The sequence below is a fragment of the Boseongicola sp. genome (genome assembly GCA_014075275.1).
Classification (GTDB): Bacteria; Pseudomonadota; Alphaproteobacteria; order Rhodobacterales; family Rhodobacteraceae.
On sequence record CP046179.1, the window covers coordinates 2,758,235 to 2,774,298 of the forward strand.

Consider the following 16,064-nt stretch of genomic DNA (forward strand, 5'->3'; position numbering starts at 1 on the left):
TGGCACAGTGTAAATATCAGTAACGATTACAAGGCATTACAATGGAACTTTGGATTTACTATTCCGTCATGGCCGCGCCGCTTCTCCCGCTTTTGGCAATTATTTACGTTCGCACCCGGCAGGGAGCCGCTGCGAAGGGCTGAGAATCACTGACGGTGGCTGAATGTTGTTTTGGTCGCCGTCATCAAATCTAATTCGAACACCAACTTTGGCCGATAGATTTCCCGTCTATCGGCATTTTCCTAAAGCGCGTCCTGCTTTCAGTTATCGAATTCCCGCGCCCGTTCTGGCCTTCTTACGCGCATCCAGTGAAACCCAGACTGCGGCTGCAACGACAAGCGCGGCACCGACAAAGAATTCCGGGCGTGGGGTTTCGTTGAAGACCACCAGCCCGACCAAAACCGACAGCACCAGACCCAGGTAGCTGAGTACGGACAGGAAGCCTGCCGCCCCAAGGAAGTGCGCGCGGAGAAAGCAAAGCTGGGCGCTTTGGGCAAGCACGCCGATGAGGATGAGGGGGATAAGGTGTTCAGGTAGCACCGGCGTCCAAGCCCACAAAGCGAATGGGGCTGTTACGATTGCGAGGCCTGCGGTGTAGAAGGTCATGAGCACAATCGGGGGTGCGTCCCTTAGTCTGCGTGTGGCGATGACCGCGGCAGAGCCTGACAGTACAACGACGCCAAGCGCCACTAGACCGGTGGTGTCGCCCCCGAAGGTGGCCGGGTTCACAGCAATGACAACGCCGACGAATGCGATCGCTGCCCCGATCCATCGCTTTGCGCCGATCCATTCGTGAAGGAAGATCGCCGCCAGGATCATGGTCATGATCGGGCGGGTAAATCCGACGGCGGTGAATAGTGCAAGTGGAACGCGCGCGATTGCAAAGAAGCTGGCAGTGAGGGTGATGACGGACATCAAAACGCGCAGGAGGTGCAGCGGAAGGTCAGGAGTGTCTTTGAATGTGTGCCGCTCTTTGATGATGAACGGAAGGATCAGCACAAATCCGACTGCGGCGCGCATGAAGACAACCTGGGACGCGGCATAGTCGGGGCCCAGCCATTTGACGATTGAAAGAGCGCCGACATTTAAGAAGAGATCGGCCAGAAGCCATACGCCACCCGTCAGATTGTCGCGTTCGGTCTGTTCATTCACGGCGAGCGATTATGTTGGCCATCAGACGGAAGGCTCCGGGAACAAGATGCTCCATCTGGTGGTGAAGGATGAGTGATGTGTGGACGTGTCGTCCCTTGCCTACGTCAGCGGCAAGAAGCGAGCCGTGGAGTGGAGCTTCGCCGGGGTCGTTAATGGCCAGCAAGGGGACATAGGCTTTGTCCCACGATTTGGCGAAATAGAGGCCGCGCTCTTTGACCCAGCCTGACCAGTCGTCTTCGGTGATGCGGTTGGGAGAGGTCAGAATCGGGTGATCGGCCAGATGGGTTACCGCGCTGTTTTCATCGGTAACGCGCCACCGCAGCGAGGGTTTGCCGATTTCCAGATGCAATGGCGGTGTCGTATCCGCATCCCAATTGTCCCAGGGCCTATGGTAAAGAGTTACCAGTGTGCCGCCGTTTCTGCACCAGTTGTTCAGTTTGGGCGCGGCTTCGAGAAGGCCCGTGCGGAATTTGTAAGCGAAGATGCCTACGATGATCGTGTCAAACCGTTGAAGCGCCGCGTCACTGAGAAGATCGGTGTCTGAAACATCCTCGACCTGTGCGCCAAGTGTAGAGATCCAGTGTCCGACCCGGTCGTTTCCTGCGCCAACGTAACCAACGCGCACATCTGGCACGATTGCGTGTAGCGCGCGGGCTTTGACAACCGCAGGCTTGAATTGAGCCGTTGGGGTGATGTGGGGATAATCAATGAGGGTGGTTGACTGGGCGGGCTTATCGCCGCCGAAGAGCGAAAGTTCGTATAGGCTAGGAGTTAGGTCAGTCGGAGCCGATATTGTGACGGCATCGTCCGACGTCGAAGTCGTCCAGCCATCGGGCGTGGACAGGGATATCGCATCGGCGGACATGATTTGCAGTTCAGTGTCGCGCGCGGCGTTTTCCAAGTTTATCAGGATTGCGCTGGGCGTAACGCTTGCTGACGGGGCAGGGAGCACGAAGGGTTCTTCGCCAAAGCGCGTTGCAATTGAGAGATCGTGGCCAAGCACATTCAACCCAAGCGACCAATATGGGGTTGTTGGAGCAGCGGGATCATAGGCTGCTCGATAGGGGTCAGACGGCAAGGCGGCTGAATCGATTGAGAGGGTTTCGGCGTCGATGGACCAACCGCTGGGGAGAACTGGCTGAACAGACAGCGTGTCTGCGCTGCCTTTGTCTATGTCGATCCTGACTGACGTGCTTGTGCCGGGGGACAAGAAACTATTGTCGGTTGATGCCTGTACGATGATGCCGAGCGAAATTCTGACGACGCGGTCCAGTTGGTCACGCTTAGCAACTAAGCGGTGAATGATGTCGCCGCGCAGATTGTCTGGACAGGCATAAATGACGTGTTCAATTTCGGCGCGTGCCTTGAGTGCGTTATCCGCGACTGTCTGAAAGTCTGGGAAGGCGGCAATCGCTGCGTCGATGAGTTTCGATGCGTTGTCTAATTGGTTTGAAATGGGCCCGGCCCCGGCGAGTTGCGCGAGATCGGCAACAGAGTTCGGTATTCCGGAGAACAGAGAGCTGTCTGGCCCGCTGACGTGGGATTCTGCCAGATGCAGGGGCCAATCACGCTCGTTTCTCAAGCCGACCCAGACGCCCATGCCTTGCGTGCGATGAAAAGATCGGGACATCTGTCCGATCCTGTCCCAGACCCAACCACTCATCGGATCGCCGCCGCTGCTGTCGATGGTCAGTGTGGCGGGTGGGGGCGGCACATCGTCATCGTAAGTTTGGCCGGCACCGGACCACGCCGGAAGATAGAGTTTTTTGACTTGCCACGGAGGTAGGTTTGACGGGTATGCCGGATCGGCAGCGGCAGCCATAACTTCGTGCGCTGCCTGGGTCATGGCGCGGTGGTGGCCGTGCTGACCGGGAACATCTAGAAACGTCGGGCACAGAATGTCAGGTCGATCTGTGCGGATGATTTCGACGAAGCGGGCCAATGTCCGATCATGACCCCAGTAAGAAAAGGTTTCGGTTCCGGTTTTGGAAAAGCCGAAATCGGTGATCGGATCGTCCCAACGTTCAGAATGCCAATACATGCGCATATCAAGGATGTCGCAGGCGCGCTCCATCTCGCGCGTGCGCAATGCACCGAGTTCTGCGCCTGCTTCGGTGCCGATGTCGTTTTGGCCGCCTTCGCCTCTGGTTGAACATGCGTAGGACAGGTTTATGCCATCGCGAAAAATCAGTGCAGCAAGCATTCCTGAGTCTTCATCATCTGGATGGGCCCCGGACTGCATGAACCGCATGACCGACTTTAGCGGACGCAAGGCCCACCAAAGCTGCATGACCCGAGGCGTGGCACGGGCATCTGCCAGTCGGGATTGGTCAATGGTTTGCATGGTGGTTCCTACAATTGCGCGGAGATTTTCGGTGTGAAGGCTTGATTGATAACAAGGGCGGCGGCACCGAGTGTTGCGGTCATCCGACCAGAAGCACCCCGCAGCACGCGAGGGCCGCCGCGATCCATGCGGTTGGAAACCGAGTGATCTGAGGGGCGAACGGATTGCACAAAATGTTCCAGAATGCTGTCGGGCATCGCACCGCCAAGAATGATTGCCTGAGGGTCCAGCAAGTTTTCAATTATCGTGATCGCAGCAGAAAGCGGCTCGATGGCGGCATCCAGCCAACTTTCCAGAATTGGGTGGTTCTGTTGGTAGAGACGGTCAAGGTCATCGCCGCTGTCGACATCAATTCCCTCTTTTGCAAGTGCGCGTTGGACAGAGAACCGACTGACGACATCTTCCAAAAGCCGGGTTTTCCCATCGCTGGTGACAGGAATATGCCCAATTTCACCAGCGTTTCCGAATGCGCCAGAGATGATGCGGCCCTTATGAACTGCGCCAAGGCCCAAGCCGCTGCCGAAGTATATGAATGCATAAGTATCGAGGCCTTGGGCAACTCCCGAGATGCGTTCGGCGATGGCCGCGGCGTTGGCATCGTTTTCGACGGCAACCGGAATGCCGAGGGTATCAGCGAACCAAAGATCGGGGGCGATATCGTCCCAGATTGGACCGTCAGATCGGCTGCCCCGTAATCCTGTTGGGCCAAATGGACCTGGCATTACGATACCGGCACCGAGCAATCGATCTTTCGGAGCTTTGGTCTTGGTGAGGAGTTTTTTCTGAACGTTGACAACAGTTTGTGTGACGGTTTTTCGATCCAACGCCTTCAATACAGTTCGCTGAGAAGCAAGTGTATTGCCACAGAGGTCCAGTAGCGCCGCAAAGACTGCGTCGGAGCGAATTTCGACGCCAGCTGCAAATCCGCCCAGCGGGTTAAGAGCATATTGGACCGCCGGCAAACCGCGCCCGGCAGTGCGCCGCCCGGTTTCAACGATCAGGTCATCTTGAAGAAGATCGGCAATTATATTCGACACCGCCTGCGTCGAGAGACCTGACACTTTGGCAATTTCTGCGCGTCCAATTTCGCCGGCGGCGCGAACACGTCCGAGCACCATTTGCCTGTTGTGGCTGCGGGAACGTTCGGCATTTGCGCCAACGATGATTTCGGACAGGGCGACCATTTCAACCGATTAACTCAAGTTGGTTGATAACTCAATATAGTTGAGTTAATCATTCTTCATGGAGGGCGCCCCCGTTGCGTCCCAAATCGGCGTTCGGCCGTAAAGCTATAGGGAGAATCTAAATGAGTTTAAGCAAGCTGAAGGTCTTTTCAGTTGCCGCAGCAACAAGCGTGGCAACTTTGCTGGGGTCAGCTGCGAATGCGGTTGAGATTGAGTATTGGCAGTATTTCTTTGATGCGCGCGTAACGGCGATGGAGCAACTGATCGACAATTTCCAGGCTGCCAACCCGGATATCACGGTCAAGATGACTCACTTCCCCTATGCGGATTACCGCACCAAGGTTGCCGCCGCCGTTCCGGCGGGCGAAGGGCCAGATGTGGTCCAGCTGTTTTATGGTTGGCTGAATGACTATGTTGCTGCCGAACTGATCCAGCCGCTGCCAGCGTCTGACTTTCCTACATCCGAAATTGACGCGAATTTCTTCCCAATGGTTCAGGCCATGAAAGATGGCAACAATTACTGGGCGCTTCCAACCGCAGTGCGGTCTTTGGCATTGTTCTATAACGAACGTCTTCTGGAAGAAGCAGGTGTTGAGCCACCAACCACCATCGACGAAATGGTTGAGGCGGCACGTGCCATGACCAAGTTTGATGGTGCCGGAAACGTTACTCAGGTTGGCATTACCGCTGGTATGACGGCGCAGGACCACCACTGGTTCCGCGAAGTTCTGGTGCGCCAGATGGGGGGCGAGCCTTATCTGGATGACTATCGGACTGTAAATTACAACTCGGACGCGGGCGTTAAGGCGCTGGAGTTTTATGTTGGAATGTCTGAGAGCGACGACCCGATTTCATCATTTGGATTTATGGACGAGCCACAAGCGGCCTTTAAGGCCGGGCGTGCAGGAATGCATATTGATGGATCGTTCCGTATTGGCTCGCTTAACAAACAGCGGGGTCTGAAATGGGGTGTGACCGAACTGCCAGCGACGTCTGACGGTACGCAGTCGAACTATTCGTCCTATTGGGTGAATGCGATCACCACAAAGGCTGAGGGCGAGAAATACGACGCTGCTGTAAAGTTCATGCAGTATGTAACGTCTGATGAAGCGATGCAGGTCTGGCTTGATGTGGTCGGCGAACTTCCGGCCAAGCCATCTGTTGGTATGACCGAAGACAACGCGAACAACCCGGTATTCGGGCCGTTCATTCGCGGATTGGCCTATGCCAACACGACGAAGTTTGCCAACGAAAGTGGGCAGCGTCAAATTTTGAATGAAATGGTCGAGCGTATGACGCTTCAGGGAATGAGTGCTTCAGACAGCATCGCCATTGCTGCGGAAGCCGAGCAAAAGCTTCTGAACGAGTATTACTCGTCCAACTAAAACTTCCTCTCTCCGGCCTGTAACGGGCCGGAGATCTCCCTGACGGGTAGGGCTATGAAGATTTACCAAGATCTTACGATCCGCCAAAAACAGATCGTCTGGGCCTGGGCGTTCCTGGCCTTACCCGTACTCTTTTATACGGTGATCCGATTTTATCCGACCGCAAATGCTATTGTGATCAGTTTTCAGGATTGGAATTTGTTGGGAGATCGAACCTGGGCAGGAACTGAGAACTATCAGAAACTGTTCAGTGATCCTGTGTTCTGGAAAGTTTTCCGCAATACATTTTTGTATCTGTTGCTAGGCACGCCAATCAGTTTGGTTGTGTCGTTCATTATTGCCTATCATCTGGATAAGACCCGGTTCATGCATGGGTTCATGCGGATGCTTTATTTTTTGCCATTCATGACCAGTGCGGTCGCAATGGCCTGGGTTTGGCGGTGGTTTTACCAGCCGGTTCCCATTGGATTGTTCAACAACTTTCTGGCGTCCGTCGGAATTCCGCAGGTCGAGTTTCTGAACTCGACCACCAATGCATTGCCCTCAATTCTGGCACCAGCCGTTTGGGCGGGACTTGGGTTTCAGGTTATTATCTTCATGGCCGGTTTGCGCGCCATCCCGCGCAGTTACTATGAAGCTGCCCGCATTGACGGTGTTGGCTGGGCGACAGTGCTTTGGGAGATTACGTTGCCTTTATTGAAGCCGACAATCGTATTCATAGTGGTCTTTTCGTCGATTGGGTTCCTGCGCATTTTCGACCACGTCTTCAATATGACGACGAACAACCCGGGCGGCCCTTTGAATTCAACTAAGCCGCTGGTTCTGATGATCTATGATACTGCGTTTTCATCTTTCGACATGGGATATGCAGCAGCGCAGACGGTGGTTTTGTTCGTGGTTTTGCTGGTCGTTAGCCTGTTGCAACTTCGCATTTTGAGGGACAGCTGATGGCCGTTGCAGAAAATATTCGCGCGAGTTCCAACACGCTTTTGAAGACTCAGTCGCCAAAGCGGCCTGCGAATATGGGCCAGATCATCCGATGGGGATTGCTGTTTCTAGGTGGCATCCTGATGGTCATGCCGATTGCGTTCATGATTTCGACGTCGCTAAAATGGCCGCACGAAGTCTATAACCTAAAGCTGATCCCCGACGAGCCGCACATCGAAAACTATACTTTCGTGTTGGAAGACGGGCGGTTTTATTGGTGGTTCGTCAACTCGATCATCATAGCAGTGATAACGACGATATCGAATGTGCTGTTTGACAGTCTTGTTGGCTATACCCTGTGCAAATTCCGGTTTCCGGGACGCTACATCATTTTTATCGCGATCCTGTCGACGCTGATGATCCCGACTGAGATGCTGGTCATCCCCTGGTATCTGATGAGCCAACAGTTCGGGTGGCTGGATACCTATTGGGGCATCATGTTCCCGGGCCTGATGACGGCGTTCGGCACGTTTTTGATGAAGCAGTTCTTTGAAACTGTGCCAGATGATTTCATTGAAGCGGCCCGGATTGACGGGCTGAACGAGTTGCAAATCTGGTGGACGGTTGCGATGCCGTTAGTGAAGCCAGCGTTGGCGGCATTGGCGATCTTTGTGTTCCTGGGCAATTGGACTGCGTTTATCTGGCCGTTGATCGTGACCAACTCGGTCGAAATGTACACACTGCCTGTTGGCCTTTCGTCCTTTGGGGACGAGGCAGATGTGGCGTGGGAGTTGATCATGACTGGCGCTGCAATCTCGACGATCCCGACACTGATAGTGTTCCTGATTTTCCAGCGATTTATTATCCAAGGTGTGGTCATGGCGGGACTGAAGGGATGAGTGGTGACAGCCTGATTGAGGTGGCATCGCTGGATCATGTGCATCTTTATGTGGCCGATCCCGATGCAGCTGCGGACTGGTATGGGCGCGTGCTTGGTTTGAAAGTTCTGCCAAGCTCTGCGCGGCTGTCCGGGGGCAAATACATGGCCACCTCGCGGGGACAGTATTGCGCGACAATCTTTCATGGCCGCCCGCCATCTGACGGCGATCATACATCGGCGTTTCGGGTCAATGGCCGCACGTTCATCGCGTTTGGAGACGCTCTGCCGAACGATGACGTAGTGGGGAGAAAGGGCGAGATTTTGGAGCGTCGGGAGGCAGCGGATCACGCATTGGTCTGGTCTTACTATTTTCAGGATCCGGATGGGAACCACTTGGAAGTTACCACCTATGACCACCAGATCGTCCGAGATTGGTTTGGAAACGCACAATGACCGACACGTCGCGTTTTCCTGACCCTGTCTATCAGGCGACTGTTCTGGCACCGTTATTTGATGGAGTGAAGGCGCATTATGCGGCCCATATGGCTGCGATCAATCGTGCGCATCTGGTTATGCTGAGAGAGACGAATATCATTAGCAGCCATGAGGCCGCCGAGATAGCGCAAGCCTTGGCCGCGATCGATGATGAGATCGACATTGACGCGCAGGAATACACGGGCGAACACGAAGATTACTTCTTTTTGGTCGAGTCTGAATTGCGCGCGCGGGTTGGGGACCTGGGCGGTGCCCTTCACACGGCGCGTTCGCGCAACGATATGGACCATACTGTCTTCAAGATGGCGTTGCGCGACAGGACAATGGCGCTTTTGGCGATGGTTCACGAATTGGCGGGCAAATTGATTGAGAAAGCCGAGGCCGAGAAGGACACTTTGATTGTCGCCTATACTCATGGTCAGCCAGCTCAGCCGTCGACATTCGGTCACTATCTGGGTGCTGTGATCGAGGTGCTTTTGCGTGACGCCGAACGGCTGGATGCTGCGGCCGAAGCGTTGGAGCATTGTCCCATGGGTGCTGCGGCCATTACGACGTCAGGCTTCCCGATTGACCGGGCCCGTATTGCGGAATTGCTCGGCTTTAGTGAGCCGTTACAGAATTCGTATGGTTGTATTGCCTCGGTTGACTATGTGACCGGGCTTTATTCGGCAATGAAGTTGCTGTTCCTACATCTGGGCCGGGTGGTTCAGGACCTGCAGTTCTGGTCGGCGTTCGAAGTGGGGCAGCTATATGTGCCCAATAGCCTTGTGCAGATCAGCTCGATCATGCCGCAAAAGCGGAACCCGGTTCCGATTGAGCACCTTAGGCATTTGGCCAGCATGACGGTTGGACGCTGCGATACCGTCGTGAACACGATGCACAACACACCGTTCACTGACATGAATGACAGTGAAGGCGAGGTGCAGCAGGGTGGTTATGCGGCCTTTGATAGTGGTGCGCGGGTGCTGGCGTTGTTTGCGGCACTGGTTCCGGCGTGTTCTATCAACAGTGCGAATGTTCGCAGGAACGCGGATGCCGCCTGCGTCACGATCACTGAGCTGGCGGATATCCTTGTTCGAACCGAAGATCTGACATTCCGGCAAGCACACGAAATAGCAGCAAAAACCGCGCGGGCCGTGATTTCAGCGGGCAAACCTTTGGGTGATGGCTTCAGCGATTTTACGACTGCATTCGAGGCTGAGACCAATCGCCAGTCGAAACTGGATGACGAGACTTACAGAAGAGTAACGTCTTCAGAATATTTCATTGCCGTGCGTAATCGCACCGGTGGACCCGGCCCCGAGGCGCTGGCAGATGCTCTGTCGTCTTATCGTGATCAACTGGCAGACCTTTCGGCCAAGAAATCGAGCAGGGTCGGGCGTGTGGCCGATGCGACTGGTCACCTTTCATCTGCTTTCTCAAACCTCATGGAGCGTTAAGCTTTGGCTGATCTCATCATACGCGACCTGGTTAAAACCTATGACAAAACCGAAGTGTTGCATGGCATTAATCTTGAAGTCAGCGACGGCGAGTTTGTTGTTTTTGTCGGGCCTTCGGGGTGTGGGAAGTCGACGACATTACGTCTCATCGCCGGACTTGAAGAAGTGACGTCTGGTATAGTCGAGATTGCAGGGCGCGAAGTGAATAACTTGGAGCCAAAAGATCGCGACATCGCGATGGTCTTCCAGAATTATGCCATCTATCCCCATATGACGGTGCGGAAAAATATTGGATTTGGGTTGCGCAGTTCGCCGCTTCCTAAAGCGCAGAAAGATGAGCGTATCGACGAAGTTGCCGGCATCTTGGGTATGACTGATTTGCTGGGCCGGAAGCCCTCGCAATTGTCTGGAGGACAGCGGCAAAGGGTTGCTATCGGGCGCGCGATGGTCCGAGATCCGGCGGTGTTTCTGTTCGACGAACCGTTGTCGAATCTGGATGCGCAGCTTCGAACTCAGATGAGATTGGAGATTAAGAAACTTCACCAACGTGTTGGGAACACGATAATTTTTGTCACTCACGATCAGGTTGAAGCTATGACGATGGCGGATCGGATTGTGATTATGAAGGATGGTCACATTCAGCAGGTTGGGACGCCATCGGAAGTCTACCACACGCCCGCTAACACGTTTGTAGCGCAGTTTATTGGCGCGCCGTCGATGAACATGATCCCTGGTGTTGTGGGGGCGGACAGCAAGATCGAGATTTATTCCGGGCGTAAGGTAGATGTTGGTCGTAACTTGCCCGCTGGGCGGGAAGTCACGCTTGGTGTCAGGCCCGAGGACTTGCAGCCAGAGAATGGAGACGGCGCGCTTGAAGGCGAGGTACTTGTCCGCGAACCCCTTGGTCACGAAACGCTGATTTATGTCGGAACACCGTCTGGCGAAATCATTGCCAAGGCCGATGGCCGGACACCACCCGAAGTTGGTGCGACTGTAAAACTCAGTGCTCTTCCCGAGAATATCCATGTTTTTGATGCCAATTCGGGCGAGGCATTTGGATGAGCGAAAGAGCGCAAGACCAGACGATCCTGTGTGTTGGACGCCTGTATTGCGACCTGATTTTTACAGGTGTGCCACGGTTTCCGAAAATGGGGACCGAGGTTTTTGCCGATGGGTTTGGGCTGCATGCTGGCGGCGGAGCGTTTATCACGGCCGCGCATCTTTCGCGACTTGGCAATCGCGTCGCGCTGGGGGCATTTTTGCCGACGGTGCCATTTCAGGATGTGGTTCACGGCGAGTTGGTTAAGGCGGGCCTAGAGACAGCGTTTTGCCAAACTGCAGCGCCGGGTGCGGACCCGCAGCTTACTGTGGCTATCACAGATTCTAGCGACCGAGCGTTTTTAACCCGGCGAAGCGGAGCCGCATATCCTGAAATTTCAGTTGCCGAGTTGCGCCGATTTTCAGTTAAACATATTCATATCGGCGAACTGGCGACACTGGTGGAGCGACCCAACATCGTTGGTGTCGCGCGTGCTGCGGGGGCGAGTGTATCGCTGGATTGTGGTTGGGATGACGGACTGGCTGCGAACGACATTGGATCAATAATCGGGGACATAGATTTGTTTCTGCCTAACGAGTCCGAAGCCCGGCACCTTAAATCGATTGGTGTGCCCGAACCGATGACCGCTTTGACGGTGGTAAAGCAGGGCGCAAAGGGTGCGACAGCATATGACGGCAATGGCCAAGTCAGCGCGCCGGCCTCGCGTGTCGATGTTGTGGACACCACCGGAGCTGGTGATGCGTTTAACGCAGGTTTCATTTCGGCGTGGTTGGATCAGTGTTCGTTGCCAGAGTGTTTGCGGGCAGGGAATGCTCAGGGCGCGTTGGCCATATCGCAGCTTGGCGGATTTCAATGTGCAGATGCGCTTGAGGACGAACAGCTTGCTGCAGTTAGTTCTCCGCAGAGTTAAGGTGTCATCGTGGGGCGGTAGGCATTGGGTGATTGGTTGGCTGCAAGAAATGGTTGCTAGTTGGTTTTCTATTGGAAGTGTGAAGCTTGGGTTTTTACGGCCGAACTTTCGAATAGAATTAAAATGCGGTTCAGTTTGGCAGAACTCTGAATATCCGCGCATGTGTCCATGCGGCGCCTTGCGGCGGCTAAAGGATTTCCACTTCGATTTTGTGGTCGCTATTGGCGGGCAGGTGCGACTGAAGATGTTCTTGCATCATTTTGGACGATGTCGTGCCGTGCAAGTGCACGGACCAAAGCACTATGCTGCACTGGCGAGCACCACGCGCCGTATCGTTAACTAAGTCCCCAATTGCAATATCGGAAAGCGTTGCTGCTGCATCGTCACGAGGCACGGTGATCCAGTCCCTTCCCGGATTTGAAGGCAAGTAGAAACCATAGAAGTATTCCGGGTCATCCGCCCCAAAATAAGGTTGTTCCCACCACATCACCGGAAGAGTTGCGGACAGACACCCCGGTGTCGCGGCAACAGTCTGCGCCGACTGACGCCAGTTTTGTTGGTCATCAACACCGCGATTGAGCACGACGCTGGATGCGCCGACCAGGATTACGGATAGCAGCGTCGCAGCCCAGGGTAATTGTCCGCGCAACACAACCTCAAGCCCATAGGCCAGAGCGATCCAACAGACAGGTGCCATTAGTACGAAGAGCCGAAAGGACAGCATCGGAGTGACAGCCAAAGTCGTTAGAACACTAAAAACGATGGTCAGCCCGAAAACACCTGCGAGAAACGTAACTGGCCCCCAGTGCTCTTGAAATTCTAAGTTTTCGTCTGGCGGTAAGTGTCGGCGACGCATAGTCACAGAAATCAACGCCACTACGACAAAACCAACGAATAGCGTGCTCCAAATTCCTTCGACGACCAGACTTAGACCGTCTTGTAACTGGTTTGCGACAAACGCAAAGTCGGAGGAGAACCATGTATCTCCTATGTCGGCCACCATGCGCGAAACGTGCCAGCCGAGGTAAGTAAGTGTACCAATCAGGACGCTTATGCCGGCTGAGCAGACTGCGAAGACTGCGCGCCAGTTCTGGCAGTAAACCAGCAACATGCTGAAGACCGCGCCTGCAAGCAAAAGTGCATAATAGTGGCTGAGACAGGTCAACAGAGCCACAAAAGCGAGAATCGTCAGCCAACGGATCGGCAGTTCACTTAGTCTCAGACGATCCCGACAGCGCAGGGCAATGCCGATTAAGGCGGCGACAAGAACAAAGCAAAGAGCGTAGGAGCGCGCTTGTTGGCTGTATTCGAACCAGATGGCAGAGCTGGCGGCAAAGGCTGCCGCACCTAAACGTGCTGACCAACCAACCGAGCGCGGTGGAGCAATTATGATGAACAATAATGCGAGGACCGCAAGAAGCGCCGAGAATCCCCGGCTGGCCGTGACGAAGTCCAGGCTTGTCGATTGGGCGGCTGCCCAAACGGCCAAATAATAGCCGGGCGGGTGGACATCTTCACTGCTACGCAGGACCACTGCCAAAGGAGTCGCCATTGATCGATCGGAAAAATAGCCGGTAAAAAATTCGTCTATCCAGAAGCTGCTGGAATCCAACCCGATGAAGGCCGCGATGGCACAAATACAAAGGACAGCGACGCTGGCAGATGGCAGGATAAACTTGTAAAACTTTTCATGTTTTCCGACATGCGCCCGGCGCTGGTTTCACTTTTGTACGGATGCAATGTATGTAATTCCTGCCAGAGCAATAGTAAGTGTTTTAAAGTTGAGCCGAAAGGGAACTGAGGTGGATCTTAAAGAGCACAAGGCGCTTGGAGAACAGGCGGATACCCACTGGTATTATGTTTCCAAGGCTCGGATGATTACCCGGCATTTTCCACATCAACTTCATCAGATTTTGGATGTCGGCGCCGGTCTTGGTTGGTTTAGCAAGTGGCTACTGAGAAATGGATACGGCACGACTGCGGTTTGTGTGGATCCTGGATATGACTCTGAAAGTACAGAGACGCTCACAAATGGAAGCAGCATTCAATATGTTCGATCCATTACAAAGAGCGACGCGGATCTCGTATTGTTAATGGACGTTCTAGAGCATGTGGATGACGACGTCGCACTGTTGAAAGAATACTGGGACAAAGCGGCTTCTGGCACCGTTTTCATTTTGACGGTTCCAGCCTTTGAATTCCTTTGGAGTGCACATGACGATTATCTGGAGCACCGACGGCGCTATACGACAAAAAGGCTGGCAGAAACTATCCGCGCCGCCGGAGCCGAACCCCAGCAGTTGCACTATTTCTTTGGCGGAATCTTTCCGGCAGCCGCGGCAGTGCGCATGCTCAAACGCAGTTCGACGCCCGACCGGTCTGACATGGGCGCGGTGCCCGCTTTACTGAACGGAACACTTAAAGGGCTGTGCAGACTTGAGTCCACGATCATGAAATTCAACGGTGTTGCCGGGCTTTCAGTGGTGGCTCAACTGGTGAAGCCCTGAAATGCGTGTGTCGATGGAATTATTGCAAATCTACCGGTTCAGTTTGGTGGGAGCGATTGCGACGATTGTCCATATAACTGTTGTTATGGGCGTTGAGTTGCACGGCAAGATGTCTACGCTGGCAGTTCATTTTCTTGGCTATCTGGCGGCGTTCTCGATCTCTTTCGCCGGGCATTACCTTTACACTTTCAAAAGCAGCAGACAATGGCGCCGGGCTCTGTTGGTGTTCCTTACCGTTTCACTGGCGCTTTTGGCACTAAGTTCAGTTGTATTGAAGCTCTGTGCAGCAGCGGGGCTTACACCTATGACAAGTCTGTTGATCGCCGCCGTCAGCATTCCGATCCTGAGTTATGTCCTCAACAAAAAATTGGTGTTCTGAGCATGGCCTATCCTGCAAGACAGTCCGTTCCCGGTCAGGACTTACGTCTCTCAATTGTTGTGCCTGTCTACAACGAGGAGGAAGTGCTGCCAAAGTTCCTGGATAAACTGGAAAAGGTGGCGGACGATATTAGGGCGCGTTTCGAACGTGTCGGGCATGTTGAAATCGTTTTCGTTGATGACGGCAGTACTGACGCGACTGTGGCGCAGATTCTGGCGCATTCGGCCCGCGCGCTTGATATTCGAATTGTCAAATTGTCCCGAAATTTCCGGAAAGACAACGCTTTGGCAGCTGGCCTTCGTCACAGCGAAGGCGATGCCGTAATCCCGATGGATGTGGATCTTCAGGATCCGCCGGAAGTAATTGAAAAGATGGTCGCTGCCTGGCTAGACGGTGCAAGGGTCGTTAATGCAAAGCGCGCCTCGCGCGGAGAAGACAAATTTCTGAAGCGAACAACCAGTGCCTGGTTTTACCGGGTCATCAATCGACTGTCGGAGTACCCTATCGAGCCAAATGTTGGAGATTTCCGGCTTTTCGATCGTCAGGTCGTGGACGTTTTAAATGACATGCCGGAGCGGGTGCGCTTTATGAAGGGTATTTTCGCCTGGGTTGGTTTCAGCCCTGTCACCGTAGAATATGACCGGGTCGAAAGGGCAGGCGGGGTTGGAAAGTGGAATTACTGGAAACTCTGGAATTTCGCGCTTGATGGCATAACGGGTTCAACCACTCTGCCGATCCGGGCCTGGACCTATTTCGGATTTTTCGTGGCGTTGCTGGCCGTGATTTTTGCCTCGTTTATTGTAGTCCGGACCCTTTTGTACGGCGTTGATGTGCCGGGTTATGCGTCGCTGATGGTGATCACGCTGTTTTTGGGTGCCTGTAACCTTATCGCGCTGGGGATGATGGGTGAATATATTGGGCGGCTCGCAATTGAGACGAAAAAGCGTCCGATCTACGTCGTTGAAGAAGTGATCGAGCACAGAAGCAATCAGTCAGAACTCGTCCATTCGCAGGAATCTCCGAGGCAAGTATGAGAGTTAGTTGGGTTTTTTTGCTGGACGCCTGTAAGCGCATGATCGGGATAAATGGAAATTGCCGATGCATTCAAAGCAACAAGGCAACGACGCAGCAACTTGCGGGTAGTCTGTTTCCCTAAGATCTCGAAGAAAATGGTGGTGGACGCAGTCCACATCGAAACCGTCTCAGCCGGAAATTCACTGATTTTCGGGGAAAAGCAGGGGGAAATTAAAAAGCGAACTGGTTTCGAGGCTGTTAGGGCAAAATCTGCGAGGAGGCCGGCCGCAATCAGAGGGTTTTAGCCCGTTTCCTTGTTTTCGAATAACAGGGATAACTATCAGCGGAACAGAGAAAGAATACCGAAGTACAGGCAATAAGATGGGGC

At 53.9% G+C, this 16,064-nt stretch carries 14 protein-coding genes; 10 read left to right on the forward strand and 4 right to left on the reverse strand.

The window, feature by feature from the left end; all coding sequences use genetic code 11:
- Window positions 1-264: 264 nt before the first annotated feature.
- From GKR98_13925 to GKR98_13935, 3 genes are read right to left on the reverse strand one after another with little or no spacing between them, the layout of a single operon-like run.
- Window positions 265-1,152, reverse strand: coding sequence for an EamA family transporter (locus GKR98_13925; protein QMU59191.1), 888 nt, complete (start codon window positions 1,150-1,152; stop codon window positions 265-267).
- Entirely contained in the window at window positions 1,145-3,496 is a 2,352-nt protein-coding gene (locus GKR98_13930) for a PIG-L family deacetylase (GenBank protein ID QMU59192.1), read from the reverse strand. The genes GKR98_13925 and GKR98_13930 overlap by 8 nt, the downstream gene beginning before the upstream one ends.
- A gap of 8 nt (window positions 3,497-3,504) precedes the next feature.
- Window positions 3,505-4,680, reverse strand: a complete 1,176-nt coding sequence (locus GKR98_13935; GenBank protein ID QMU59193.1) for an ROK family protein — start codon at window positions 4,678-4,680, stop codon at window positions 3,505-3,507.
- A 122-nt stretch (window positions 4,681-4,802) separates the two neighbouring features.
- On the opposite strand from GKR98_13935, the gene GKR98_13940 reads away from it, so the two are divergent.
- Genes GKR98_13940 through GKR98_13970 form a run of 7 tightly spaced genes read left to right on the forward strand, consistent with a single transcriptional unit; the run spans window position 4,803 to window position 11,776 of the window.
- Window positions 4,803-6,065 carry an extracellular solute-binding protein gene (locus GKR98_13940; GenBank protein ID QMU59194.1) on the forward strand — a complete coding sequence of 421 codons (1,263 nt, stop codon included), beginning with the start codon at window positions 4,803-4,805 and terminating at the stop codon, window positions 6,063-6,065.
- Window positions 6,066-6,119: 54 nt separating this feature from the next.
- Window positions 6,120-7,013 (forward strand): ABC transporter permease subunit, encoded by an 894-nt coding sequence (locus tag GKR98_13945; protein QMU59195.1) that lies wholly within the window; start codon window positions 6,120-6,122, stop codon window positions 7,011-7,013.
- Window positions 7,013-7,891, forward strand: coding sequence for an ABC transporter permease subunit (locus tag GKR98_13950; protein ID QMU59196.1), 879 nt, complete (start codon window positions 7,013-7,015; stop codon window positions 7,889-7,891). The genes GKR98_13945 and GKR98_13950 overlap by 1 nt, the downstream gene beginning before the upstream one ends.
- Window positions 7,888-8,325 (forward strand): hypothetical protein, encoded by a 438-nt coding sequence (locus GKR98_13955; protein ID QMU59197.1) that lies wholly within the window; start codon window positions 7,888-7,890, stop codon window positions 8,323-8,325. Before GKR98_13950 ends, GKR98_13955 begins: the two co-directional genes overlap by 4 nt.
- Window positions 8,322-9,806, forward strand: a complete 1,485-nt coding sequence (gene argH, locus GKR98_13960) for an argininosuccinate lyase (protein ID QMU59198.1) — start codon at window positions 8,322-8,324, stop codon at window positions 9,804-9,806. The genes GKR98_13955 and argH overlap by 4 nt, the downstream gene beginning before the upstream one ends.
- 3 nt (window positions 9,807-9,809) lie before the next feature.
- Entirely contained in the window at window positions 9,810-10,868 is a 1,059-nt protein-coding gene (gene ugpC, locus GKR98_13965; protein ID QMU59199.1) for a sn-glycerol-3-phosphate ABC transporter ATP-binding protein UgpC, read from the forward strand.
- Window positions 10,865-11,776: a carbohydrate kinase gene (locus GKR98_13970; protein QMU59200.1), complete on the forward strand. Its 912-nt coding sequence runs from the start codon at window positions 10,865-10,867 to the stop codon at window positions 11,774-11,776. The genes ugpC and GKR98_13970 overlap by 4 nt, the downstream gene beginning before the upstream one ends.
- Window positions 11,777-11,963: 187 nt before the next feature.
- Here the strand turns inward: GKR98_13970 and GKR98_13975 are convergent, their stop codons facing one another.
- Window positions 11,964-13,328, reverse strand: coding sequence for a hypothetical protein (locus GKR98_13975; GenBank protein ID QMU59201.1), 1,365 nt, complete (start codon window positions 13,326-13,328; stop codon window positions 11,964-11,966).
- 250 nt (window positions 13,329-13,578) lie between these two features.
- Between GKR98_13975 and GKR98_13980 the strand changes: the two genes are divergently transcribed.
- From GKR98_13980 to GKR98_13990, 3 genes are read left to right on the forward strand one after another with little or no spacing between them, the layout of a single operon-like run.
- Window positions 13,579-14,283 carry a methyltransferase domain-containing protein gene (locus tag GKR98_13980; protein ID QMU59202.1) on the forward strand — a complete coding sequence of 235 codons (705 nt, stop codon included), beginning with the start codon at window positions 13,579-13,581 and terminating at the stop codon, window positions 14,281-14,283.
- Between the two features lies 1 nt (window position 14,284).
- Window positions 14,285-14,662 (forward strand): hypothetical protein, encoded by a 378-nt coding sequence (locus GKR98_13985; GenBank protein QMU59203.1) that lies wholly within the window; start codon window positions 14,285-14,287, stop codon window positions 14,660-14,662.
- A gap of 2 nt (window positions 14,663-14,664) precedes the next feature.
- Window positions 14,665-15,696, forward strand: coding sequence for a glycosyltransferase (locus GKR98_13990; GenBank protein QMU59204.1), 1,032 nt, complete (start codon window positions 14,665-14,667; stop codon window positions 15,694-15,696).
- Window positions 15,697-16,064: the final 368 nt, after the last annotated feature.